The organism is Saccharopolyspora sp. ASAGF58 (genome assembly GCF_012277335.1).
In the GTDB taxonomy this organism is placed as follows: domain Bacteria; phylum Actinomycetota; class Actinomycetes; order Mycobacteriales; family Pseudonocardiaceae; genus Saccharopolyspora; species Saccharopolyspora hattusasensis.
Window position 1 is genome coordinate 6,098,889 of record NZ_CP040605.1, and the last position, 22,832, is coordinate 6,121,720.

Consider the following 22,832-nt stretch of genomic DNA (forward strand, 5'->3'; position numbering starts at 1 on the left):
CTGTTACCTCCTTGGTGACATTGGATTCGTAGGGGCCAGTGATATATGCACGTGCTGGGCGTGGCGGTGTTGCAGCGCGCTGGCCAGGGTCTGGGTTTCTGGTGCGGGTTTGCAGTCGATGTCCCGCAGCCGCACTTCGAGGAGCGCGAGGGTGCGGGGGATGCCGTCGTGGATGCCGAGACGGTCTTGCAGTCGCATGATGTCGCGGTAGAGATGTTCGTTGTAGGGGTCGAACCCGGTGGCGGTTTCCAGTAGTTCCAGGGTGTGCCGGGGGTCGTCGGCGGCGTGGTGGCGGGCGAGTTCGCTGATGGCATTGATGGCGGTGCGTTGCGCGGCGTGCCGCACGGTGTGGATCCATTCGGAGTCGATGCCCGCACCCAGCTCGCCCCGGTAGGCATCCACGATCTCGCGTAGCACGGTGAGTCGTTGCGTCGTGCTGTGTGCACGGCGGCTCTCGGATTCGGCGTGGGCGAAGTGGTGGTAGTCGACGTCGACGCGATCAGGGTTGTTTAACGGTGTAACTCCTGAGATGTAGGAGGCACCAGTGACTGAGGTGAAGACCGAGCAGGCCAGCGAGGCCGCCGCGGCAGACCTGGCGGTGATGGATGAGCAGATCCAGCAGCTGGCCGATCGGGCCCGTGCTGAAGGGCTGCGGCTGACTGGTGAGGGTGGGCTGCTGGGCCGGCTGACCAAGCTGGTCACCGAGGCCGCGCTAGCCGGCGAGATGGATGATCATCTCGGCTACGGCAAGCACGACCCGGTTGGCCGCGACGGCGGCAACTCGCGTAACGGCACACGGGCCAAGACGGTGCTGACCGAGGCCGGTCCGGTGGGAATCAGCGTGCCGCGGGATCGTGACGGGAGTTTCGAGCCGGCGATCGTGAAGAAGCGGCAGCGCCGCCTGTCCGGGGTGGACGATTTGGTGATCTCGTTGTCCGCCAAGGGGTTGACACACGGCGAGATCTCGGCTCACCTGGCCGAGATCTACGGGGCCGAGGTGTCCAAGCAGACGATCTCCACGATCACCGACCGGGTGATGGACGGGATGGCCGAGTGGCAGAACCGGCCGTTGGACCCGGTCTATCCGGTGATCTTCATCGACTGCATTCACGTCAAGATCCGCGAGGGTAACGTGGCCAACCGGCCGATCTACGTCGCGCTCGCGGTGACCGTGGACGGCACCCGCGACGTCCTTGGGCTGTGGGCCGGCGAGCACGGCGACGGGGAGGGCGCCAAGTACTGGCTGCGGGTGTTATCCGAGATCAAGAACAGGGGTACCGCCGACTGCTGCATCGTGGTCTGCGACGGGCTGAAGGGCCTGCCCGACGCCATCGCGCAGGTGTGGCCGCAGACGATCGTGCAGACGTGCATCGTTCATCTATTGACTGAACTAGTGGGGGTGTTTTTGCAGTTCAGGGGGTATGTTGCTACGGTCCTGCGCCATGATCGTGTCCGAGGGACAGCCGAGGGATCTGGCGGGGTTGGTCGTGCCGTCGGCGGGCTCGTTGATGGAGACCGGCGATGTGTGGGAGCCGTGGCGGCTGCTTGATCCGCATGGTGCGGTGTTGGTGCCGGTTGCGGAGTTCCTGAAGGATCTGCGGGCGTGTGGGCGGGCGGTGAGCACGCAGCGGTCGTATGCGATGGCTTTGCTGCGGTGGTTCCGGTTCTTGTGGGCGGTGGGGGTGTCCTGGGATCAAGCGACCCAGGTTGAGGCCCGCGATTTCTGTTGCTGGATCCAGTTGGTCGATAAACCGGGGGGTTCGCACGGGCATCGGTCCGGTCGGTCGGCGGATGCTGTCGTGGCGGAATCCGTTGTGGTGCAAGGGAAACCGAACTCGGTGACCGGCAAGACATCGCCGGGCCGGAAGTATGCGGCGGCGACGAAAGCACATAGTGAGAGCGTCTTGCGGGGTTTTTACGATTTCCATCGGGATGCCGGTAGCGGGCCGATGGTCAACCCGTTTCCGCTGGCCCGGCGGGGACGGGGTGGTCGCACTCATGCCCATCACAATCCGATGGAGCTCAAGCAGAGGGCGCCTGCCCGCCGCAAACATTCAGCTGGTGTGCTGAGGGTGGGCGGTTGTGACGTGGCGTTGTGCCCGACGATGGTGGTGTCGGTCGGGTGATCAGTCATGTGATGGGTGGTCAGGCCGGGGCAGGATCGGGTGGTACCCAGGGCCGTCCGATGATGGCCTCGCGCAAGACGTCCATGGCGTTGCGACCGTGTTTGACCGCGGTGGAGAGGTATCCGCGGATTCGGTAGCGGTCGGTGGTGCGTTTCTCGCTGGTCAGTCGCCCGGAGATGTTCTGTTGCACTTTGCTGGGCCGTAGGTCGCGTTCGGCCTGGTTGGAGGTGGGCGGCACCTTCAGATCGTGGGCGAAGCGCAGCACGTCGGGCTCGCGGTCGCGCAGGACCCGCGCACGGGTGTGGATAACGTCGCTGGTGAGAGCGTTGGTCTTAGCCTGGATGCTGTGCTTCTCGGAAAGTCATCGCCGCAGCTGAGAGTGATAATGCTTCCTCGGCTGGCATCATGTCCGGATGATCGTGTCGCTGCTGTACCAGGTGACCCGGAAGCTGCTGTCCGCCACGGCGGTGCTGCTGCGCCGCGACACTGCCAGGGACGCGGAGTTACTCGTACTGCGGCACGAGAACGCGGTGCTACGCCGCCAACTCAAGGGTCCGGTCCGCTACGAACCGGCGGACCGGTTCTGGTTCGCCGCCCTGTCCGCGCTGATACCCCGGCGGCGCTGGCGCGAGGTCTTCCCCGTCACCCCGGGAACCCTGCTCGCCTGGCACCGCAGATTCATCGCCGCGAAGTGGGACTACACCGAGCGCCGCGACCGCACCGGACGCCCGCCGACCAAGGCGGTGCTCAAGAAGCTGATCCTGCAGCTCGCTCGAGAGAACGCGAGGTGGGGGCACAGGCGGATCCAGGGGGAGCTGGCCCGTCTTGGGCACCCGATCGCCGCATCCACGGTATGGGAAATCCTCAATGCGGCGGGCATCGACCCGGCCCCGCGTCGCTCCGGCCCAACCTGGCGCGAGTTCCTCACCGCGCAGGCCGAGGGCATCATCGCGGCAGACTTCCTGCACGTCGACGCTGTGCTGGGCAGGTGGCTGTACGCGCTGGCGTTCCTCGAGCACGGCACGCGGCGGCTGCACATCACCGGCGTCACCGCCCATCCGACCCGGCAGTGGGCCGTGCAGCGGGCCCGGAATCTCGCCGCCGACCTGGGCATCCGTTTCGGGTCCTTGCGCTTTCTGCTGCGCGACCGCGACGGGAAGTACTCCCGCGCCTTCGACGCCGTCTTCGAAGCCGAGGACGTGGAGATCCTCAAGAGCGCCCCGCGGGCACCGCGGATGAACGCTCACTGCGAACGGGTCATCGGCAGTCTCAGGCGCGAAGTCCTCGACCACGTCCTGGTCCTGAACGAGTTCCATGCCCAGCGTGTGCTTGCCGCCTACCAGCGGCACTACAACGGGCACCGGCCCCACCAGGCCCGCAACCAGCTACCGCCCGACGCTCACGACCACCCCGTTGCCGTGCATGACCTCGACGCCCGCCGGGTCCTGCGCACCCGGGTCCTCGGCGGCGTGGTCAACGAGTACCGCTACGCAGCCTGACGTGCGGCGATGACTTTTCGAGCGGCACAGGAACACGCATCCCGAAACCCTGGCCGAGCTCCGCATGAGGACAACCACCGACCCTCTTGGGCCTGCGGAGCGCCCGGTGCGCTGAGAGGTGCACGCCGGGTGCGGGAGGCGGCTCGGAGAAACCCACCAGCGGTAACGCTGGCAGGGCGCTCCGAGCCGACCTCACTAGGTTTGAGTGGAGGTGGGAGACCTTCGCCATCGGGCCATCGCAGTGGCCCGATAGGAGTTGTGTATCTGCAGTACGATTATCAGGCGTGAACGGAGTAACGTCGATGATCCGATCGGCGGTGTAGAGGGCGCCCGAGGGGGGGCGCGATGGTGAGTGTGGCCCGTATACCGGCTGCGTTGACCGAGTTTGTGGGCCGCCGGCAGGCGACGGCCGAAGTGAAGGGTGCGCTGGGATCTCATCGGCTGGTGACGCTGACTGGGGTGGGTGGGACCGGCAAGACGCGGTTGGCTTTGCATGTGGCGGGCGAGTTGCGTCGGGTGTTTGCCGACGGGGTGTGGTTGGTGGATCTAGCCGCGTTGCGGGATCCGGGCTTGCTGGAGGAGACGGTCGTGGCGGCGTTGGGGGTATCCGATACGTCGACGCGGGACCCGGTAACGGTGTTGGTGGACCATCTGGCCGACAAGCGGTTGGTGCTGGTACTGGACAACTGCGAGCACCTGTTGGATTCCTGCGCACGCTTGGTGGCCACGTTGTTGCGGGCCGCGCCTCGGTTGCGGGTGTTGGCCACGAGTCGGGCGCCGTTGGGGGTCACCGGTGAGCGAGTGTGGCCGGTGGCACCGTTGGCGGTGCCACCCGAGGGCTCACCCCTGCGGGAGGCTATTGGCTCTGAGGCGGTGGTGTTGTTCGAGCAGCGGGCGGCGGATTCGGTGCCCGGGTTCGCGGTGACCGAGGACAATGTAGCCGCGGTGGTCCGGTTGTGTCGGCAGCTGGATGGATTGCCGTTGGCGCTCGAGCTGGCGGCGGTGCAGCTGCGGACGCTGAGCGTGGAGCAAATCGTGGGCCGGTTGCAGGACCGTTTCTTGTTGTTGACCCACGGTGATCGGGCGGGGCCGACGCGGCACCAGACGTTGCGGGCTGCGGTGGAGTGGAGCTTTGGGCTGTGCACGGAGCTGGAGCGCACGATGTGGGCCCGGTTGTCGGTGTTTCCGGCCGGGTTCGACCTGGCCGCTGCCGAGCAGGTGTGTGCCGGTGAGGGAGTGCTGGCCGAGTACGTGCTCACCGCGCTGGCGGGTTTGGTCGACAAATCCCTGGTGATCAAGCGTGAGCAGGGGCCGCTCGTGCGGTATCGGATGTTGGACACGATCCGCCAGTACGGCAGCGAACAACTCGGTGGGGAAAAAGAAAAAACTCTCCGTCGGCGGCATCGGGACCACTACTTGCTTCTGGCCGAACACGCCGAGGCGGACTGGTTTGGCTCCCATCAGGTGCAGTGGCTTGAGCGTTTCGGTGCCGAGCAGCCCAACATGCGGGTGGCGTTGGAGTTCTGCCTGACCGAACCCTGCCAGGCTCGCTGCGGGCTGCGGATGGCCGGCGCGCTGTACTGGTACTGGATGGTGTGCGCACTCCGGGATGGCCGGTGGTGGCTGGAGCGGGTGCTGGCCGCCGACACGCAGCCTAGCCCGGAGCGGACCACCGCACTGTGGGCTGCCGGCTTCATTACTTTCTGTCAAGGCGACCTCGCGCGCTCTCGCACGGTCCTGGCCGAATGCGTCGAGCTGGCCCGCGAGTTCAACGACGAGACCGCTTTAGGGCGCGCGCTGGAGTTCATCGGGGCGATCAAATGGATCGGTGACGACGACCTACCAACGGCAAGGACAACATTGGAACGGGCACTGGCTCACTACGGACACGCCGGCGCGGAAGACTCATTGATGGCGATGACGTTGTGCATGCTTGGCTCAATGGTCGCCCAGTTCGGCGACCTCGAGCGTGGGATCGCGCTGTGCCAGGAGTGCATCGACCTCTGCCAATCCAGAGGTGAACAGTGGGCCAGGGCATGGGGCCTGTGGAATCTGGCCTTCTGTCATTGGCGCCAGCGCGATCTGCCGCAGGTGGTCACGCATGCGAAACAGGCACTCCGGCTCAAACACGCCCTGCACGACCAACTGGGCACCCCGTGGTGTGTCGAGACGCTGAGCTGGGTGGCCGTAACCGAGGGTGACGCCGAGCGGGCCGCCGTCATGTTCGGCATCACCGACGCGTTCTGGCAGCAGATCGGCGGATCGCTGACCGGTTGGGAGGCTATGCGCGAGTGGAGCAACCAATGCCAGGCCCAGGTCCGCGATACCCTCGGCGACCCCGCCTACAACGCCGCGTTCCAACACGGCCAACACCTCTCCCTCGAAGAAGCCGTGGCCTACGCACTCGGCGAAAACCCGGCCAGCCAACCGACCACCGCCCCGTCCGCAGCGCCGCAGCTAACCCGACGCGAACGCGAAGTCGCCCAACTCATCGCCCAGGGCCTGACCAACAAAGACATCGCCACCACCCTCGTCATCTCCCCCCGTACCGCCGAAGCCCACGTCGAACACATCCTCACCAAACTCGGCTTCACCTCCCGCACCCAAATCGCCACCTGGACCACCCACCAACACAACACCGACTGAGCTACCACCCCACGACCCTGCTGGTTAATTCCTGATCATGCTGCGAGGGCGTGTTCGAGGCGGGTGAGATGGCTGGTGCGGGTTCGGTCGAGGGGGTGGCCGTTCCACCAGGCATCGAGGCGGATCAGGTTGAGTGCGACCGCGGAGAACACGTGTTGCAGGTGGGTTTTGGCCAGTCCGCGGTAACGGGCGTGGCGCAGGTCGGTGACCGCGATGCCTTGGCGGATGGTGCCCTCGACCCCGGCCCGCAGCGCGTATTCGGCTTGCCAGTCCTTGGTTTCCTGGTCGGCGCGGGCAGCGCGTTGAGCCTCGTGGACGGCCCGCGGGTGCACGGTGATTTGCCGGCGCCGGGTCTGGGAGGTGGTGCACTGCTCGCGGACCGGACAGGGCCCGCAGGTCGCGGTCGCGAAGGTGATCACGATCGTGTCGGTGCCGCGCTGGGTGGCCGGGTTCCAGGTGGAGCTGGTCTGGCCTTGCGGGCAGGTGGCCTGCTCGCGGTCGAAATCGATGGTGAAGCGGGTGCGGTCGAACCCGGCGCCGGCCCGGGCCTGCGGTGAGTGGTCGGCCAGCAGCGGGGTGATCAACGTGACACCGAAATCGGTCGCGGAACTGACGATCAGCTCGGCCGAGGGGTAGCCGGAGTCCAGGTAGTGCTCGCCGGGCAGCAGGCCACGACGATCCAGTGCCTGGTGGATCGGTTCGGTCATGGCCACGTCCGGGACACTCGCGTCCGTGGTCGCCACGTTCGTGATCAGGTTGGGTCGTGGCACGGTGGCATCGGCCGGCTCCGGCTGGGTGCCGGGGCGCCGGCAGGTCTCGCTGAAGTGCACCTTGTAGCCGTTGCAGAAGGTGTCGCGTTTGCCGCCCCAGCGGGCATCGGTGTCATACGGCGAGGTCAGGCGCCATCTCCCTGGCGGGAGACCGTCCGTGTCCGCCTCCCGCCGTGTGATCACCTCCCGTCCGTTGCCGGTGATCGTGCGGGTGTAGTTCTGCAGCAGCACCACCCGCAGCACCTCCACGGCAGGCAACTCACGCAACCAGCCAGGGGCGTTCGGGGAATACACCGCCCGCAGCAGCGCATATCCGTCGGTACCGTAAGTCACCGCCAGATCCCGGCGTTTGGCCTCCGAGGTGGGCAGCCGCCAGGAATCCACCCGCGCGGCATACCGCTGTCCCCACGCCGGCACATCGATCGCCCCGGCCAGCCACTGCGGCACCGCGGCCGCGAGAGCCTCCAGCGCGGCCCGCACCGACTCACCCGCCAGCTCCAGCCGGTTGAGATCCCGCACCGCCGCCACCACGTGCGTGGAATCGGTGCGCTGCTTCCCGCCAGCGGCCACCAATCCCTTGTCCTGCAACACTTTCAGCAGCAGATCCAGCGCCCGTTCCTCCAACCCGTGGGCGACCAGCCGGGTGCGGAACTCCGACAACACCGACGCATCAAACCCTGGATCGTCCAGCTCCATCCCGAGCGCGTACTTCCAGTCCATGCCGAACCGGACCCGGTGGGCCGCACCCCGATCGGTCAGATTCTCCGCCATCTGTAACACCGTGACCAGCGCCAACCGTCCCGGCGACCACCCAGGCTTCCCCCGCACCCCGAACGCCTCGATGAACTCCGCATCGCTGAACAGCTCACCCAGCTCGTCACGGACCCGCATCGCCAACGGGTACTCGCTCGTGCCCGCCGCCGCCCGCGCGGCACGCACGGTCGCCTCCGGAATCCGCGGCCACGGCCGGGGCTGCATAGACACCACACACTCCATCCTGCGGCCAGGAAGCGGGTAAGTCGACCGCAGAAAGATCATGCACCAGATCAACAGATCACGGCGACACCAAACCCAACCCCTCGCCGAATTAGCCAGCAGGGTCCCCCACCACCACAAAACAGGAACACCGCCCACAAGATCTCGGACGACTGCACGGTGCAGCCGGTCACCATAATACATGACCAGCGTGTTCAACACGCTGTTTTCGGTCTACCGTTTTTCCGGTGATATTGTAACGGTTTTTGAGTGGATTTTTAATCACCACGAGCGTTATTCAGGCAGCGGGTGATCACCTCAAAATAGAGCAACGACCCCAACCGGGTAAGATCGTTTTCTCCCAAAGAAGACGACTTAAAGGTAGGGCCGTTGCGTTATCAGTCTACTACAGGGCTTGCTGCTGACCAGATCGAGGAGCTTGTCGTGCGTATCTGGCAGATCGTCCAGTGTCGCGGCAAGCAACCGTGGCCTCTGACGGTGGGACTGTATCGGGCTGTCGTGATCACTTTGGTGTATGTCCGACAGAATTTAAACCAGGCAGCTGTCGGCGATTTATTCGGTCTGAGCCAGCCGACTGTATCGCGGATCTATCGAGGGATTCTTCCCTTGATCGGGGAGGCATTATGTCTGCACATTCCAGATCTCAAGGATGCCATCCGTGGCCGACTCGTCCTGGTCGACGGAACCGATGTCCCGACCGGCAACCGCGCTGGTCACGAGGTCAACTACTCCGGCAAGCGCCGCCGCGCAGGCCTCAACATCCAGATCGCAGCAGATACCGATGGTGACCTGTTGGGAATATCCGCGCCGATGCGCGGCTCGATGCATGACCGCAAAGCATTCGACGAGTGCGGTTGGGAAGATCGCCTCTCGGACACCCCTACTATCGCCGACCCCGCATACCCAGGGACTCACGCGATCACTCCACGCAAGAAACCCAAGGGCGGTGAACTCTCCACAAACGACAAGTCGAACAACAAGACCATCTCCTCAATACGGTCTGCCGTCGAGCGATGCATCGCCCACGTAAAGAACTGGAAAATACTCGCCACCGGCTATCGGGGACGCCTCGCCGAACTGCCTACCATCATCCGCATTATCGCAGCGCTCGAATTCTACCGCCTTGGGTGGTAACGCTCGTGAATAACGCTCCACGAGATAGAGCACTTTCAATGCGGCCTGCTCGTTGGGGAAATGCCCCCGTCGGCGGGTCGCCGGACGAAAACGAGCGTTCTTCACCGCGTTCTACCCAAGCGCGGTCATCCCGATCGGTAAGCGCGTCGATCGCCATCTGATGCGCTGGGCAAGGTGGAAATACAAGCGACTGAAACGCAGCGAGGTAAACATTCAGGGGCGGGTTTGAGGTGCGGTTTCTGGTCGTGAGGGCATGCCGAATTGCCCGCGGTGCCGCGGGGTTGCCGGAGGGGGTGCGGGGTCAGGCTGGGGCGGGGTCTGGCGGCATCCACGGGTGACCGAGGATCGCTTCGCGCAGGGCGTCCATCGTGTTGCGGCCGTGCTTGGCAGCGGTGGAGAGGTAGCCGCGGATCAGGTAGCGGTCCTTGGTGCGGGCTTCGCTGGTGAGCCGCCCGGAGATCTTCTGCTGGATCTTGGCCGGTCTCAGGTCGCGTTCGGCCTGGTTGGAGGTGGGTGGTACGCGCAGGTCGTGGGCGAATCGCAGCACGTCGTCCTCGCGGTCGCGCAGGACCTCCAGTAGCAGCCTGGCCTTGCGCTCACCGGGCTTGGTGCCGTGGCTGGTGGTGTCGGACAGCCCGACCTTCACCCCGTCCCGGAAATTGTTGATCAGCTTGTCGCGGACGGCGTCGTTGAGGGCGCGGCGGCCGGCGTCGCGGGCGAGGTTGGCGTGGTGGATCAGGCCGCGCAGCGCGTCGGCGATCTGGGTGGGCCAGTGCGCGTCGGAGTAGGTTTCGGCGGCATCAGCAAGATCACGCAGGAGATGCTGGCCGCACAGTTGGTGGGTCAGCTCGCCGATCTCGGCGGAGTCGTAGAGGTGGTAGCGGTCGTGCACCACCACCGAGTCGATCAGGTCCTTGAACACGAACGCCTTGAAGGTGTCCAGGTCACGGTTGCCGAGCAGGTAGTGGGTGTAGAGCTCGGTGCAGGCCACCAGCAGGTACTTGTCGGCCTTCTTCCGCCCGGGTTTCGGGGTCTTGCCACCGACGCGTAGCGGGGTCTCATCGGCGCAGACCGCGTAGGCCAGGGTGATCAGGGCGCGGATGCGTTTGTCCGCCTCAACCAGCAGTGTTGCGGCGCGGTCGAGCATGCCGTGCACGAACCCGACGCTGGGGGTGGCGCCGGTCAGCGACTGGAGCACCTCGACCACTCGCGTGGCGGGGATGAAGTGCACCACCATCAGATAGACAGCGAAACTTTGCAGATTCGGCCCGTACCCGACCAACCCGGTGCGGGCGCCCTCGGGGCGGGTGGCGGTGTGCAGCCGGCCGCAGCCGCAGCGCACCTGATGCTGGTCGTACTGCGTCACCGTGACGCTGATCAGCGGGATCTCGTGCTGCTGATAGCGATCCACGATCCCCAGATCGGTGGCCCCGGCCAGGTCATGGCCGCACTCGCAACGCCCGGTCGGGAACCGGTCTACCTGCTTGGCCGGATTGTCGGCCCAGGCCAGGTTCGCCCCCGGCGCCCCCGGCTGCTTACCCCGCGCACGCTTCGGCCCGCCAACCCGCCGTGCCGGCTTCACCGCCGGCGGCATCCGGCCAGGGTCGTCATCCTTCGACGGCGGTATCGAGGAATTGCTCGAGTTACGGGTCAGCAGGTGCTCCAGCCGGGCCGGCTTCGCCGCCAACTCCTCGTTGGCCTCCAACAGGCCCGCCACCTGTGTCGACAACGCAGCGATCCGCTCATCCCGAGCAGCGATCCGCTCATCCCGCGCCGCGAGCTGACAGTCCCGGTGGGCAACAAGCGCGATCAACTCCTCACGCGACATCTCCTCCGGAACGGGCACATCCAGATCAAACTACAGCCGCCACCGCTGATCAACACACCAGCAGGGCCCCCTCCGGTTCGACTACCCGGTCAGCCTCGACCCTGCCGAACCGCCTCGCCCGCCGCAGCCGCCAACGCCGCCTCGCTCACCCGCCAGCTTTCATAGCCACGTTCCTCATCGACGACGACGTCCAGCAACCCCACGGCCTTCAACCGCGCGGCCGCCGACTCCACCACCTCCCGCGACAGCGAAGTCTGGCGCTGCACACCGAACGTCGTCACATACCGCATAGACCGCGTCCCCGGCTCAGTCTTCATCCCCACATGTGTCGCGCCCACCGCGATCACCCCGAACACATACAGCGTCTCCGGATCAGCGAGCGCGTCGACCACAGCCCAAGCATCTTCGATAGCCATACCTTCAACCGTAGCCACCCAAGATCACCTTCAGCGAGACCGGCCGCTCACCCCTCACGAACCCGCTGAATGTTTACGCAGCGAGGATAGAGCGCAGGCGTGGTTGACACGAGTCCGGCAACGGTCACCCAACCTGTTCGCGCACTGGACGCTGCGGTACACGACCTGACAACTGAACGACACGAGCCGGATGAGCCCGCACCGCAGGCACCGCCGGATCGGAGAACGGCGGCATGAAATACCAATGGAGGCGGCTTCGCCGCCACGGTCCGCACCAGACCGCGCCGCGCAAGGCTACGGGGCCGCTCCTCCGGCCTCAAGGGTCGCTTCGCGATCGCTACGCGACGGGCCTACGGCCCGCCCTTGACCCCGGAGCCTCTACGGCCCCTAACGCGCAGCGGCACGGGCAGGACCCACGGCCCCGCCCGCCCCAGCAGCGCGGCGCTGACCACAACCAACAACATCCCTACAAATCAACCCTCTACGGTTTAAGGGGATTGCCACCGAGGGGACTGTAATTTTAACGGTGTAACTCCTGAGATGTAGGAGGCACCAGTGACTGAGGTGAAGACCGAGCAGGCCAGCGAGGCCGCCGCGGCAGACCTGGCGGTGATGGATGAGCAGATCCAGCAGCTGGCCGATCGGGCCCGTGCCGAAGGGCTGCGGCTGACTGGTGAGGGTGGGCTGCTGGGCCGGCTGACCAAGCTGGTCACCGAGGCCGCGCTAGCCGGCGAGATGGATGATCATCTCGGCTACGGCAAGCACGACCCGGTTGGCCGCGACGGCGGCAACTCGCGTAACGGCACACGGGCCAAGACGGTGCTGACCGAGGCCGGTCCGGTGGGAATCAGCGTGCCGCGGGATCGTGACGGGAGTTTCGAGCCGGCGATCGTGAAGAAGCGGCAGCGCCGCCTGTCCGGGGTGGACGATTTGGTGATCTCGTTGTCCGCCAAGGGGTTGACACACGGCGAGATCTCGGCTCACCTGGCCGAGATCTACGGGGCCGAGGTGTCCAAGCAGACGATCTCCACGATCACCGACCGGGTGATGGACGGGATGGCCGAGTGGCAGAACCGGCCGTTGGACCCGGTCTATCCGGTGATCTTCATCGACTGCATTCACGTCAAGATCCGCGAGGGTAACGTGGCCAACCGGCCGATCTACGTCGCGCTCGCGGTGACCGTGGACGGCACCCGCGACGTCCTTGGGCTGTGGGCCGGCGAGCACGGCGACGGGGAGGGCGCCAAGTACTGGCTGCGGGTGTTATCCGAGATCAAGAACAGGGGTACCGCCGACTGCTGCATCGTGGTCTGCGACGGGCTGAAGGGCCTGCCTGAGGCCATCGCGCAGGTGTGGCCGCAGACGATCGTGCAGACGTGCATCGTTCACTTGCTGCGCAACAGTTTCCGTTATGCCTCCCGTAAGGACTGGAGCGCGATCGCCAAGGACCTCAAGCCGGTCTACACCGCACCCAGCGAGCAGGCGGCGCTGGACCGGTTCGCCGAGTTCAGCGAGAAGTGGGAGTCCCGGTACCCGGCGATCGTGCGGCTGTGGACCAACGCGTGGGCGGAGTTCGTGCCGTTTTTGCAGTTCGACACCGAGATCCGCACGATCATCTGCACGACCAACGCCATCGAGAGCATCAACGCGCGCATCCGCCGCGCGGTGAACGCTCGCGGCCACTTCCCCAGCGAGCAGGCTGCCTTGAAGTGCGTCTATCTCGCAATCATGAGTCTTGATCCCACCGGGACGGGCCGCAAGCGCTGGTCCAACCGCTGGAAGAAGGCCCTCAACGCCTTCGAGATCACCTTCGACGGACGCCTGTCCGCCGGACGCCGATAAAACCGAAAACAACAGTTACACCGAAAACTTGACAGCCCCCCACCGGAGAGGCTCACGTCCGGATCTGTGGGGGACGGCGGGTGCGAATCCCGCCGTCTACCCGGCAGTGACTTATTATAATTGCGTTCGTAACGGGTATGAAAGTCGTTGCGCCTTACGTTGTTCGTCTGGCTGGCCGGGCCCCGGGTGGGGTTTAGTCGTACGGTGCGACCGTCCGGAACAGGGGCGTCGTTGGGAAACGAGCATGGGCAGGCCGTTCTTACTCGATGGGCTGCGAGCCCCGTGTTAGTAGCTGGCCGCCCCTGCGGCTGGTCCGGTGGTCCGGCTGCGCTGTGAGCGCGAATCCGTAGGTGTCGTTTCGCCCTGCCGTTTCCGTGTTGTTGATCGACGTGGCCGGAGGAGGCGGTGATGGGACGGTCGATCGGGCTGGATGTGCACCGGGAACTTCGCGCAGATCGCTGTGTGTGACAACGGTGCGGTGACCGGTGCTGGTCAGGTGGAGTGTCGGCCGGAGCGGTTGCGTGCATGGGCGGCGACGCTGCGTGCGGATGACGAGGTGGCGTTGGAGGCCACCGGCAACAGCGACGCCATTGTGGCACTGCTCGCGCCCCGTGTGGCGCGCGTGGTGGTGTCCGACCCACTCAAGACACGGGCGATCGCCGAGGCGAAAGTCAAGACCGACAAGGTCGATGCGCGTATCCTCGCGCAGCTGTTGGCCGCGGTGTCTACCGTGTACTATTGCACGTTTTCCCTTCGAGAACGCGGATAAAATTGGCGCCGAGGATCTTGCGGATCACCGGTTCGGAAAAGCCGTGGCGCAGCAGAGCATCGGTGACCAGTGGCAGGCCGACGGGCCCTTCGAGACCGGGTACCAGGATCTCTGTGTTGGCGCCTTCGAGAATCAGTGGCCGGTCGCACGGGGGAACCTTCTCCTCGAGCACTTCGGCGATGAAGTCGCTGCCGAGCCCGACGTGGTCTTCCCCGGCGACGTCGACGATGTGCGCGATGTGCTCGACCAGGTGCTCGATCCTGGGTTTCTCGTCGGTGAGGAATCCGGCGAAGAAGTTCACCCCGATCACGCCGCCGGTGGCGGCGATCCCGCGCAACTGGTCGTCGGTGAGGTTGCGGTGGTGGCGGTGCACGGCGTAGGCGGACGAGTGCGTCGCGACGATCGGCCTGGCCGCCAGCTCCAGGATGTGCTCGACACTCGCGCGTCCGACGTGCGAGACGTCGACCAGCACGCCAAGTTGCTCGAGCAGGGCGACCGCGTCGGCCCCGGCCCTGGTGAGCCGGCCACCGGTCGCGTCCTCCGCCGATCCGTCCGCGAGCATCGTGCGGCCGTAGTGGGTGAAGGACGCGATCCGCACACCGAGGCGTGCCATGGTCTGGAGCAGTTCGATGTCGTCGTCGATCTGCGGGCAGCCTTCGAGGGCGAGCACCAGCGCGATCCGGCCGGCGGCGAGTGTGGCATCGAGTTCCGCGCCGGTGCGGCACAGCGCGACAACGTCGCTGTTGCCCTCGGCGATCCGCTGGGCCGCTTCGATCATCCGTAGCGTTTCCCGGAGGGCGCCCTCCGGCCGGAATTCGTTGTCGATGTACACGGGAAGCACCTGCACGTCGACGCCGCCCTCGCGCAGCTGCGGGTACCAGCGTTCGCGGAAGTACGACGCCCACGCCGATCGCGGGCGCCGCGTGACCAGCATCAGCAGGTCGTTGTGGGCGTCGGCGACGACAGATTCGTGGTGCAGCCGGAGAACCTCGTTCAGCATCGCGGGTTCCACAATCGTCCTCCTCATCGAGCGAAAAGCCACATCATCCTCTGCCATGGTCCCGATCCGCTCCTGTTATTCGAGGTCATTCCCATACGCCATCGCCCTCGGCTGAGGGCGATGGCGTATGGGAATGCCGGTTCCGTCAAGCCAGTTCCTTCCCTTCCGTCTCGGGCAGGGCAAGCGCGAGCACGGCGCTGCCAACGAGGAAGATGTCGATGAGCAGGACCGTCGTGGAGAAGCCGGTGGTCTGGGCAATCATGATCCCGACAACGGTCGGGGCGACGGTGTTCGCGACACGCTGGCCCGAGAAGCCAAGGCTGGATCCGATGCCACGAACCGGGGAGGGATACAGTTCCCCGAGCCAGGCATCCCACACGCCCCATGCGCCGAGGCTGAAGAAGTTCAGGACGAATACGCCCGCGTAGAGCGCGGCGACCGAGTGCGCGAAGGCGAACAGGTAACCCCCGACGGCGGCGCCGAGGACGTAGGCCAGGAAGATCTTCTTTCGGCCGAAGCGACCGGTGAGCCAGGATGCGCTCATGTAGCCGGGCACCATGAACAGGGCGCTGATGGCCACGAAGCCAAGGCTGGACGCCGCCGACAAGCCCCGGTTCTGCAGCAGGATCGGCATCCACGCCTGGACACCCCAAAAACCCCATGAGTAGAGGAAATTAATCAGGACCTGCAGGGCTGTGATCCGGGCGAGTCCACCCCGGAAGACTTCTCGAAGCGAGCCACGACGCAAATTCGGCACGGTCAATCGCCGGTCGCGCTTCAGTCCGGTGGCACCAAGCCGGGCGAGCACGTCGTACGCCTCGCTGGACCGGCCCTGCCGCGCGAGCCAGTAGGGCGACTCGGGCACCCAGCGGTAAACAACCAGGGCCCACAGGCTGGCCGCGGCGCTGATGGCGACGACCAGCCGCCAGCTCTGAGTCCCGAAGGTCGCGGCCACCCCAACCGCAAGGAGCAAGCCGACCGGAGTGCCCGCCGCGAGATACACCGTTGCCCGGCCCCGGCTGCGGACCGGCAGCAGCTCCTCGAAATACAGAAAGCCGATCGTGAAGCACCCGGCGAGCGCGAATCCAGCGAGTGCCCGGGTGACCAGCAGAAGTCCGAAGGTGGGCATGAAGCTGCTTGCCAGAGCGAGCACGCCGTACGCGGCGAAGCTGTAGAGTGTCGTCTTGCTCCGTCCTATCCGGTCCGCCACGGCGCCACCCACGACCGCGCCCGGGATCATCCCGAAGAACAAGGCCGACATGGCCAGTCCGACCTGCACCACGCTGATCTTCAGGTCATGTTGGAGGTCTACCGTGATATAGCCGAAAAGCAGCATCTCCCATGCTTCGATCGCGAATGCGACAAAGAGCGCGATACCGATCTTGACATGTGCCGAGTTAAGGGACATCTGGGCGAACGCCGCACCGATCGGTAGCGTTTCCGAACTCGTGGTTCCGCTCGTAGATTGCGCATCCAGCGTATCATCGGAATGCATGTGAGGCTCCAGAAAGAGAAAGAAAAGGTGGGGGAGGGGGCGAATTCCATTGCGAAAGTTGGGACGACCCCGCCGGGATTTTTTTCTTTCGTAGCGGACGAAGTGACGGCGGGGTCGTTGTAGTAGCAGGGTACGAGAATCTCTCGATGACAGGGGTCGGCTAGACGCCCCAGCCGCCGCCGCCACCACTGACGGTTCGAAGGACATCGCCGGGTCGCAAATCCGCGGCGTCATTGCTGCGCATCTTGAGTACTTCCTCGCGGTCGGTACCCGGGTGAAGGACCAGGTAACTCGGCTGCCCGTCGTGACCGCCATCGACACCGCGCGCGAGCACGCTGCGCGTGTTTTCGTTGGCGTAAGTCAGGATGGTTCCTTCTTCGAGAATCTGGTACTCGCGCAAGACTCCACATCCGCCCCGCGACGCGCCGTTTCCGGCCGAGTCGAGTGCGAGTTCATAGCGGAGACAGCGGAGGGGGTAACGGTTCTCCATGACTTCGGTCGGAAGGTTGAGCGTGTCGCCGTCGAGGCCGAAGATCACCGTTGAGCCGTCCCCGGCGCTGTGGCCGCCATGGCCGCCGACGATGGGTTCGATCATAATGAAGGGGTCGCCATACGCCGGGTTGGTGCGCATCAAATAGACTCCGAACAACTGGTACGAGCCTGCCCTGCCCGTCTCCGGGAACAGGGGGGACAGTGCCATGAGCGTGAGTTCGCCTATAGCATCCGCCACCAGACCGTAGGAGTCACAACCTGCCGGTCGCCGAGGGTTGATCAGTGAATCGGCCGGAAATTCGAAGTCGATATTGGCGAAATGTCCTTCGTTGGTCATCTCGAGTGGCGCCAGGAGTCCCTTGACCGCAGCCAGCACGGCACTCCGCGTCCCTACCGCGGGCACATTCATCGAGCTCTGGGCCGTGCCACTCGTGCCGTCGAAGGTAGCGGTCACCCTGTCGCCGCGTACGGTCATCGTCACCGACAATCGCGGGCGGATGTCCGGGTCGATTCCGTCGTAGTCCATGTCCACGGACTGCGTGTAACTTCCATCGGGCAACGCGGCGATATGTTTGGCGACCGCGACCTTGGTGGATTCGACGACCTGGGTCATCGAATCGCGGACGGTCTCTGGCCCATACCGCCGGCACAGCGCTACGAGACGCGCCGCGCCGATACGGCAGGCCGAGATCTGCGCGTCGAGGTCACCCCGCACCAGATCGGGGAATCGGACATTCGCGGCGATGAAATCCAGCATGTCCTCAACCGGTTCGTGCTCCCGCACCAGCCACTGGTGAGTGAAGCACAATCCTTCCTGGAACAGTTCCGTGGAGGTCATGTCCCAGCCGCCCGGGGTGCGGCCACCGATGTCGGCCCAATGGGCCGTCACCGCGACGAAGGCCACGAGTTCGCCCTCGTGCACAACCGGCATGTAAATCGTGCTATCCGAAATGTGCGTGCCAGTCAGATACGGGTCGTTCACGATGAGCACGTCGCCGTCGCGAAAGTGCGCCCGCCCGATCTTCGCGATGCCGGATTTGATCGTGGCTGGTAAGCACCCGATGAACACGGTCAGTCCGGGGTCTTCCGCCCACAACTCGCCGTCCGGCGAGAGCACGGCGATCGCGAAGTCCTTGGTGTCGAACAGGAGCGGATTGAACGCCGTGCGCACGATGACGTTGTTCATCTCGTGTGCGGTCGCCACCAGGGCATTGTTGATGATTTCGCTGGTCACCGGATCAACCCTCACCGGACCAGCGGTGTTCGCGTTCGTGGATGTGGTCATCGTCGCGCTCCAGAATTGTCCGTGTGGCGAGTAGAGGTCAGGTGCAGATTTCCGGATTCGTCGTGGGTGGCCGACCACCCAGCGGGGACCAGGGTGGTGGTTCCCCACTCCAGGACCAGCGCCGGCCCCGGTATCCGTTGTCCATTGGCGATCTGAAGTCGATCGTAGAGCTGGGTTTGCGCCACGCCTGAGGCGAAATACACATCGCGTGTTCCCAGCGGGGCCGCCTCGGCCCGCGCCTCCAGCAGCGGAAGCTTGGGCTTGGCCACCGTCACGGTGCCGCGGGCTCGTAGCGTGACGATCTCCAGCACGCTGTACTGTGTGCGTGGACCGTACATTCGGTCATGGAGCGCTCGGAAGGCCCGCTCCACACCCCCGGTCAACGCATCGGGTTCCCCCAGCCACGTCGACTCGACCGGAACGGTCACCGTGTGGTGCTGGCCGACGAATCGCACATCGGCGCCGTACTGAACCTGCAGGAGATCCCCGGAAAACCCGTATCCGGACAGCCCGGAAGTCACGTCCTCCGCCAATTCCCGCAGCACCTGCTCGATGGTGGCTGAATTCGCGGGGCTTAGCGGCATGATCCGAGTGCGCGTCGCGTCTTCGGTGTAATCGCTGGACAGGATTCCCCACGCCGAGAAGCTCGCCGCCGCCACGGGTACGACGACGTGGGTGACGCCGAGTTCGTCGGCGACGGGTGCCGCGAACAATCCACCTCCTCCGCCGTAGGAGATCAACGCGAAGTCCCTGGGGTCCAAGCCGCGCCCCACCGTGACCGCACGCACGGCGTTTGCCATGTTGGTTTCGGCGATTCGCACGATGCCCAGGGCGGCCGCCATCAGCTCCAGGCCCAACGGCGCGGCCACGCGTTCCTGGACGGCTTCTTCGGCCGCGCTACGATCGAGTTTCATCCTGCCGCCGAGAAACTGGTCGGGATCCAGCAGTCTCAGCAGAACCTGGGCGTCGGTGACGGTGGGCTCGACACCCCCCTTGCCGAAACAGACCGGCCCGGGGACGGCGCCGGCGCTGCGCGGGCCGACCTTCAACGCGCCGCGGTCGTCGACCCAGGCAATCGACCCGCCACCGGCCCCGACCGACGTGATGTCGACCGTCGCACCAAGGACGGGGCGGCCGCCGAGTTTCGTCTCGGTACGTTCCACCAAATCGCCGTCGACGACCAGCGCGACATCGAATGTGGTGCCGCCGACATCGGCGCAAATCGCGTGTTCGATGCCGTGTTCGCGGGCGAGCTCCCGGGAAGCGACCACGCCGCCGGCCGGACCGGACATCAGGGTGCGCAGCGGCAACTCCGCCGCGCGCTCGGCCGACAGGACTCCGCCATTGGACTGCATGATGCCCAGCGGCGCGCGGTATCCGTCCTCAGCCAATCGTGCGGTCAATTCCTTGACATACCGGCCGAACAGCGGTTGCACGTAGGCGTTCATCACCGTCGAGGACGTACGTTCGAACTCATGCCATTCCGACGCGATCTCGTGCGACGCCGTGACCGCGACACCAGGAAGAGACGCGCGTAAGGCCTCAACCAGTGCTTGCTCATGGGCAGGATTGGCGTAGGCGTGCAACAAACAGACCGCGACGGCCTCCACATCGGACTCTTTCAGAGTCGCCGCTATGGCGTCCACCTCATCGATGGCCAGCGGCATCAGCACCTCACCGGTCGGCAGTATCCGTTCGGTCACCTCAAGCCGCAGGTGACGCGGAACCAGCGGCGCGGGTGGCGCGTAACGGTAGTTGTATACCTCCGGCCGGGCACCACGGCCCAACTCCAGCACGTCACGGAATCCGGCCGTCGTCACCAACCCGACCCGAGCGCCGCGCTCCTGGACCACCGCGTTGATCGCCACCGTCGTGCCATGAAACAGCTGTGAGATAGTAATGCCTGGCAGGCCCATGTTCGACAGACCGGCCATGAACTCCTCAACGAGTTTTCCCGAACTGGCTGGTTGTTTGTCGAACGAAACGCGCCCGGTCGCGCTGTCGACGGCCACGAAGTCGATGAACGTTCCACCGACGTCGGCCGCGGCCCGTGACTGGCTGTCAGACTCGACCATGCGAACTCCAGGATATGAACCAAAGGACGGTTGTGTGGTCAGTAGAATGCGGCACGCCATGCGGGGAAGCCTCATCCATACGTGACAATGCGGAGCTCCTGTTTACGACAGATGTCGAAACGTGTTTCTTTGTTACCAGTTGACCACTGTCGCGGTTAAAACCACATTTCATGAGGACGTCTGATGATCTCAGAGACTGTTGGGTAACTGGGACGATACTGAGCGTGGCGTGATGTTGATCGCGGCCTGCGTGTCGGGATGACAAAGAGATCATCCCCGCCGTGATCTTGTTGTGTGTGCAACTGCGATATCGGCGGGGATGATCGCCGCCCATGTTATCCGTCCAGTCTGACCGATGAGGTGTGGGCGGTCCTGGAACCGTTGATGCCGGTACGGGACCGCCGAAAGGGCGGTATGGCAAGGAAATACGATGATCGCCTAGTGCTGGACGGGATCTTCTTCGTGCTGCGTTCGGGTTGTCAGTGGCGGATGATTCCCCGCGATCTGCTGCCCTGGGACGCGGCCTATCGCTGGTTTCGGGACTGGAGTGCCGACGGCACGATCGACCGTGTCCACGACGCGCTGCGCGATCAGGTTCGGCGCCAGGCCGGACGCACGGCGGACCCGTCGGCGGCCGTGCTCGACGCCCAGTCCATCAAAAGCAGCGAGGGAGGGCAGGAACGCGGGTTCGATATGGGCAAGAAAACGACAGGCCGCAAACGGCACCTGGTCGTGGACACCCTCGGCCTGCTGCTGGTCATCATGGTCACCTCCGCATCGGTGCAGGACCGCGCGGAGCGCGGCGGGCGCGAGATCCTGCGGCGCCTGGCCGCCCGGTTCCCCTCGATCGCACTGGTGTGGGCCGATGGCGGATACGCCAACTCCGTCGTCAACGGCCTGCTGGCCTGGGCGAAGGAAAAACTCGGACTGGTACTGGAAATCGTCAAACGCAGCGACGATGTCAAGGGGTTCCAGGTGCTGCTACTAGTTACGTGGAATCTGACCGCAGGGAAGAACATCTTCCTGCGGAGTGACCACGGACTAGGGACAAGGCCGTGAAGTTTGGCTGTTGTAGTGATCGTCAAGGGTCTGCGGGTGTGAGGATGTCGACGCCGACAGTGGCTTTGTAGCTGGTTCGGTCGATGTTCGGGCCTCGGGCCTGGTATTTGGAGATGGCGCGTTTGACGATGCGGGGACATACCCGTAGTCGTCGGGCGGGCAGCAGGTTGGCCAGGATGTGGCGGCCGATGGTGCCGACCAGATCGATGACCGTGTCGGCGATGACGTTGGCGGCCTGGATGAGTTGGTCGCGGGCGGCCTGGTAGGCGATGGTGAAGCTGGCTCGGTCGGGATCAATGTCGGGTTGGGTGTTGGTGGCGTCGGCCATCGCGGTGCGCAGCAGGTGGTAGGTGACCAGCAGGGCGTAGATCTCCTGTTCGGCACCGGCCGGGGTGCGGGCGCGTAACACCCGGCCGCCGAGGATGGACGATTTCAGTTCCAGGTAGGCGGTTTCGATCTCCCACCGGTGGTGGTACAAGGTGATCAACTCGGCGGCCGGGTAGTGCTGGTGATCGGTCAGTGTGGTGGCCAGTCGGTAGACACCGGTGTGCCGGCCGGCGGTGGTGGAGATGGTGATCTCGCACTCGACGACCCGTACCAGCAGCCGGCCCAGCATCGACAGGTAGGACCCGTCGGGGTATCGGGCCAGGACTGGCATCTTGCGGCCGTTTTTCAGCCGGACGAGGACGTCGGCGCCGGTGTCTGCGATCTCAGTGATGAGGTCTTTGGCGCCGAAGTTGCGGTCGGCCAGCAGGATCATCCCTGGTCGCAGACTGCGCAGCAGGTGTGGTGTGTAGGTGGTCTCGCCGGTGGTGGTGGGGCCGAACACCGCGTCGATCAGGGTGCGTGTGCCGCAGGCGAGCAGGGCCACCAGCCGGATCTGGGGGTAGCCGGTGCCACCGTGGTTGCCGCGGTGTTTGGTGAAGCGGGCCAGCATTCTGGGGTTGTCGGGCACGGTCAGGGTGGTGCCGTCGATCGCACAGACCAGCAGGCCACGCCACCAGGTTCCGCGCTGCCCCACCGTGGCTGCCGGTCCGCGGAGCAGGTCGAACAACCATCGCAAGGGCGCGACGCCGATCCTGCGGCGGGCTTGCGCGAGTCCGCTGGTGGTGGGGATGACCAGGGGCAGGCCAGTGAGCGAGGCGGTGAGTTTGCGCCATACGCCGGGATAGCCGATCTCGGGGAACAGACACGCGGCCAGCAGCAGGTAGACCACGACGCGTGAGGGCAGATCCCGCAGCCGGGACTGCGTGGTGCGGGTGGCGGTCAGGGCCTCATCGACCATCTCGAAGGGCAGGTGCTGGGTGAGTTCACCGAGGTGGCCGGGTGCGAACCGGCCCCCGGACACGGTGATCGTGCGGGTGATGACAGACTGGGTATCCAACGGAGTTCCTGTTATT

At 65.2% G+C, this 22,832-nt stretch carries 16 protein-coding genes and 2 pseudogenes; 8 read left to right on the forward strand and 10 right to left on the reverse strand.

Annotation, left to right across the window (positions count from 1 at the left end):
• Positions 1-3 precede the first annotated feature (3 nt).
• Positions 4-702, reverse strand: coding sequence for a bacterial transcriptional activator domain-containing protein (locus FDZ84_RS38130; RefSeq protein ID WP_246868491.1), 699 nt, complete (start codon positions 700-702; stop codon positions 4-6).
• Between FDZ84_RS38130 and FDZ84_RS28450 the strand changes: the two are divergent.
• Together FDZ84_RS28450 and FDZ84_RS39460 are read left to right on the forward strand one after the other, a co-directional pair.
• Positions 602-1,384 (forward strand): annotated as a pseudogene (locus FDZ84_RS28450) (IS256 family transposase); the annotation flags it as partial. The gene FDZ84_RS38130 and the pseudogene FDZ84_RS28450 overlap by 101 nt on opposite strands.
• Positions 1,385-1,508: 124 nt before the next feature.
• A complete protein-coding gene (locus tag FDZ84_RS39460) occupies positions 1,509-2,126 on the forward strand; it encodes a site-specific integrase (RefSeq protein ID WP_246868492.1) in 618 nt (205 codons plus the stop codon).
• A gap of 19 nt (positions 2,127-2,145) precedes the next feature.
• Here FDZ84_RS39460 and FDZ84_RS40165 read toward each other — a convergent pair whose 3' ends face one another.
• Entirely contained in the window at positions 2,146-2,469 is a 324-nt protein-coding gene (locus tag FDZ84_RS40165) for a transposase (protein WP_168590413.1), read from the reverse strand.
• Between the two features lie 70 nt (positions 2,470-2,539).
• Here FDZ84_RS40165 and FDZ84_RS28460 point away from each other — a divergent pair, with 70 nt between their 5' ends.
• Together FDZ84_RS28460 and FDZ84_RS28465 are read left to right on the forward strand one after the other, a co-directional pair.
• Positions 2,540-3,625: an integrase core domain-containing protein gene (locus tag FDZ84_RS28460; RefSeq protein WP_168588376.1), complete on the forward strand. Its 1,086-nt coding sequence runs from the start codon at positions 2,540-2,542 to the stop codon at positions 3,623-3,625.
• Positions 3,626-3,970: 345 nt separating this feature from the next.
• Complete coding sequence (locus FDZ84_RS28465) at positions 3,971-6,271, forward strand: LuxR C-terminal-related transcriptional regulator (RefSeq protein ID WP_168588377.1); 2,301 nt, start codon at positions 3,971-3,973, stop codon at positions 6,269-6,271.
• A 35-nt stretch (positions 6,272-6,306) separates the two neighbouring features.
• Here the strand turns inward: FDZ84_RS28465 and FDZ84_RS28470 are convergent, their stop codons facing one another.
• On the reverse strand, positions 6,307-8,019 hold the full coding sequence (locus tag FDZ84_RS28470) for an IS1182 family transposase (protein WP_246869243.1): 1,713 nt from the start codon (positions 8,017-8,019) through the stop codon (positions 6,307-6,309).
• 387 nt (positions 8,020-8,406) lie between these two features.
• Between FDZ84_RS28470 and FDZ84_RS28475 the strand changes: the two genes are divergently transcribed.
• Positions 8,407-9,171, forward strand: coding sequence for a transposase family protein (locus FDZ84_RS28475; RefSeq protein WP_168588378.1), 765 nt, complete (start codon positions 8,407-8,409; stop codon positions 9,169-9,171).
• Positions 9,172-9,472: 301 nt separating this feature from the next.
• Here FDZ84_RS28475 and FDZ84_RS28480 read toward each other — a convergent pair whose 3' ends face one another.
• Positions 9,473-10,999 (reverse strand): IS66 family transposase, encoded by a 1,527-nt coding sequence (locus FDZ84_RS28480; RefSeq protein WP_168588379.1) that lies wholly within the window; start codon positions 10,997-10,999, stop codon positions 9,473-9,475.
• Between the two features lie 89 nt (positions 11,000-11,088).
• Positions 11,089-11,415 (reverse strand): hypothetical protein, encoded by a 327-nt coding sequence (locus FDZ84_RS28485; RefSeq protein ID WP_168587652.1) that lies wholly within the window; start codon positions 11,413-11,415, stop codon positions 11,089-11,091.
• Positions 11,416-12,027: 612 nt separating this feature from the next.
• Between FDZ84_RS28485 and FDZ84_RS28490 the strand changes: the two genes are divergently transcribed.
• Both FDZ84_RS28490 and FDZ84_RS28495 read left to right on the forward strand, forming a co-directional pair.
• Positions 12,028-13,257, forward strand: coding sequence for an IS256 family transposase (locus tag FDZ84_RS28490; RefSeq protein ID WP_168590287.1), 1,230 nt, complete (start codon positions 12,028-12,030; stop codon positions 13,255-13,257).
• 426 nt (positions 13,258-13,683) lie between these two features.
• Positions 13,684-13,978, forward strand: a pseudogene (locus FDZ84_RS28495) (transposase); the annotation flags it as partial.
• Between the two features lie 4 nt (positions 13,979-13,982).
• On the opposite strand, the gene FDZ84_RS28500 reads toward FDZ84_RS28495, so the two are convergent.
• The 4 genes from FDZ84_RS28500 to FDZ84_RS28515 all read right to left on the reverse strand — a co-directional run bounded on the left by FDZ84_RS28500 (position 13,983) and on the right by FDZ84_RS28515 (position 20,373).
• Positions 13,983-15,026: a dipeptidase gene (locus FDZ84_RS28500; RefSeq protein ID WP_168588380.1), complete on the reverse strand. Its 1,044-nt coding sequence runs from the start codon at positions 15,024-15,026 to the stop codon at positions 13,983-13,985.
• Positions 15,027-15,171: 145 nt separating this feature from the next.
• Positions 15,172-16,521, reverse strand: a complete 1,350-nt coding sequence (locus tag FDZ84_RS28505; RefSeq protein WP_210435175.1) for an MFS transporter — start codon at positions 16,519-16,521, stop codon at positions 15,172-15,174.
• A 160-nt stretch (positions 16,522-16,681) separates the two neighbouring features.
• Positions 16,682-18,298: a hydantoinase B/oxoprolinase family protein gene (locus tag FDZ84_RS28510; RefSeq protein WP_168588381.1), complete on the reverse strand. Its 1,617-nt coding sequence runs from the start codon at positions 18,296-18,298 to the stop codon at positions 16,682-16,684.
• Positions 18,295-20,373: a hydantoinase/oxoprolinase family protein gene (locus FDZ84_RS28515; protein ID WP_168588382.1), complete on the reverse strand. Its 2,079-nt coding sequence runs from the start codon at positions 20,371-20,373 to the stop codon at positions 18,295-18,297. Before FDZ84_RS28515 ends, FDZ84_RS28510 begins: the two co-directional genes overlap by 4 nt.
• A 294-nt stretch (positions 20,374-20,667) precedes the next feature.
• On the opposite strand from FDZ84_RS28515, the gene FDZ84_RS28520 reads away from it, so the two are divergent.
• Entirely contained in the window at positions 20,668-21,432 is a 765-nt protein-coding gene (locus FDZ84_RS28520; protein ID WP_256413584.1) for an IS5 family transposase, read from the forward strand.
• Between the two features lie 22 nt (positions 21,433-21,454).
• Here FDZ84_RS28520 and FDZ84_RS28525 read toward each other — a convergent pair whose 3' ends face one another.
• Positions 21,455-22,816, reverse strand: a complete 1,362-nt coding sequence (locus FDZ84_RS28525; protein WP_168588383.1) for an IS4 family transposase — start codon at positions 22,814-22,816, stop codon at positions 21,455-21,457.
• Positions 22,817-22,832 lie beyond the last annotated feature (16 nt).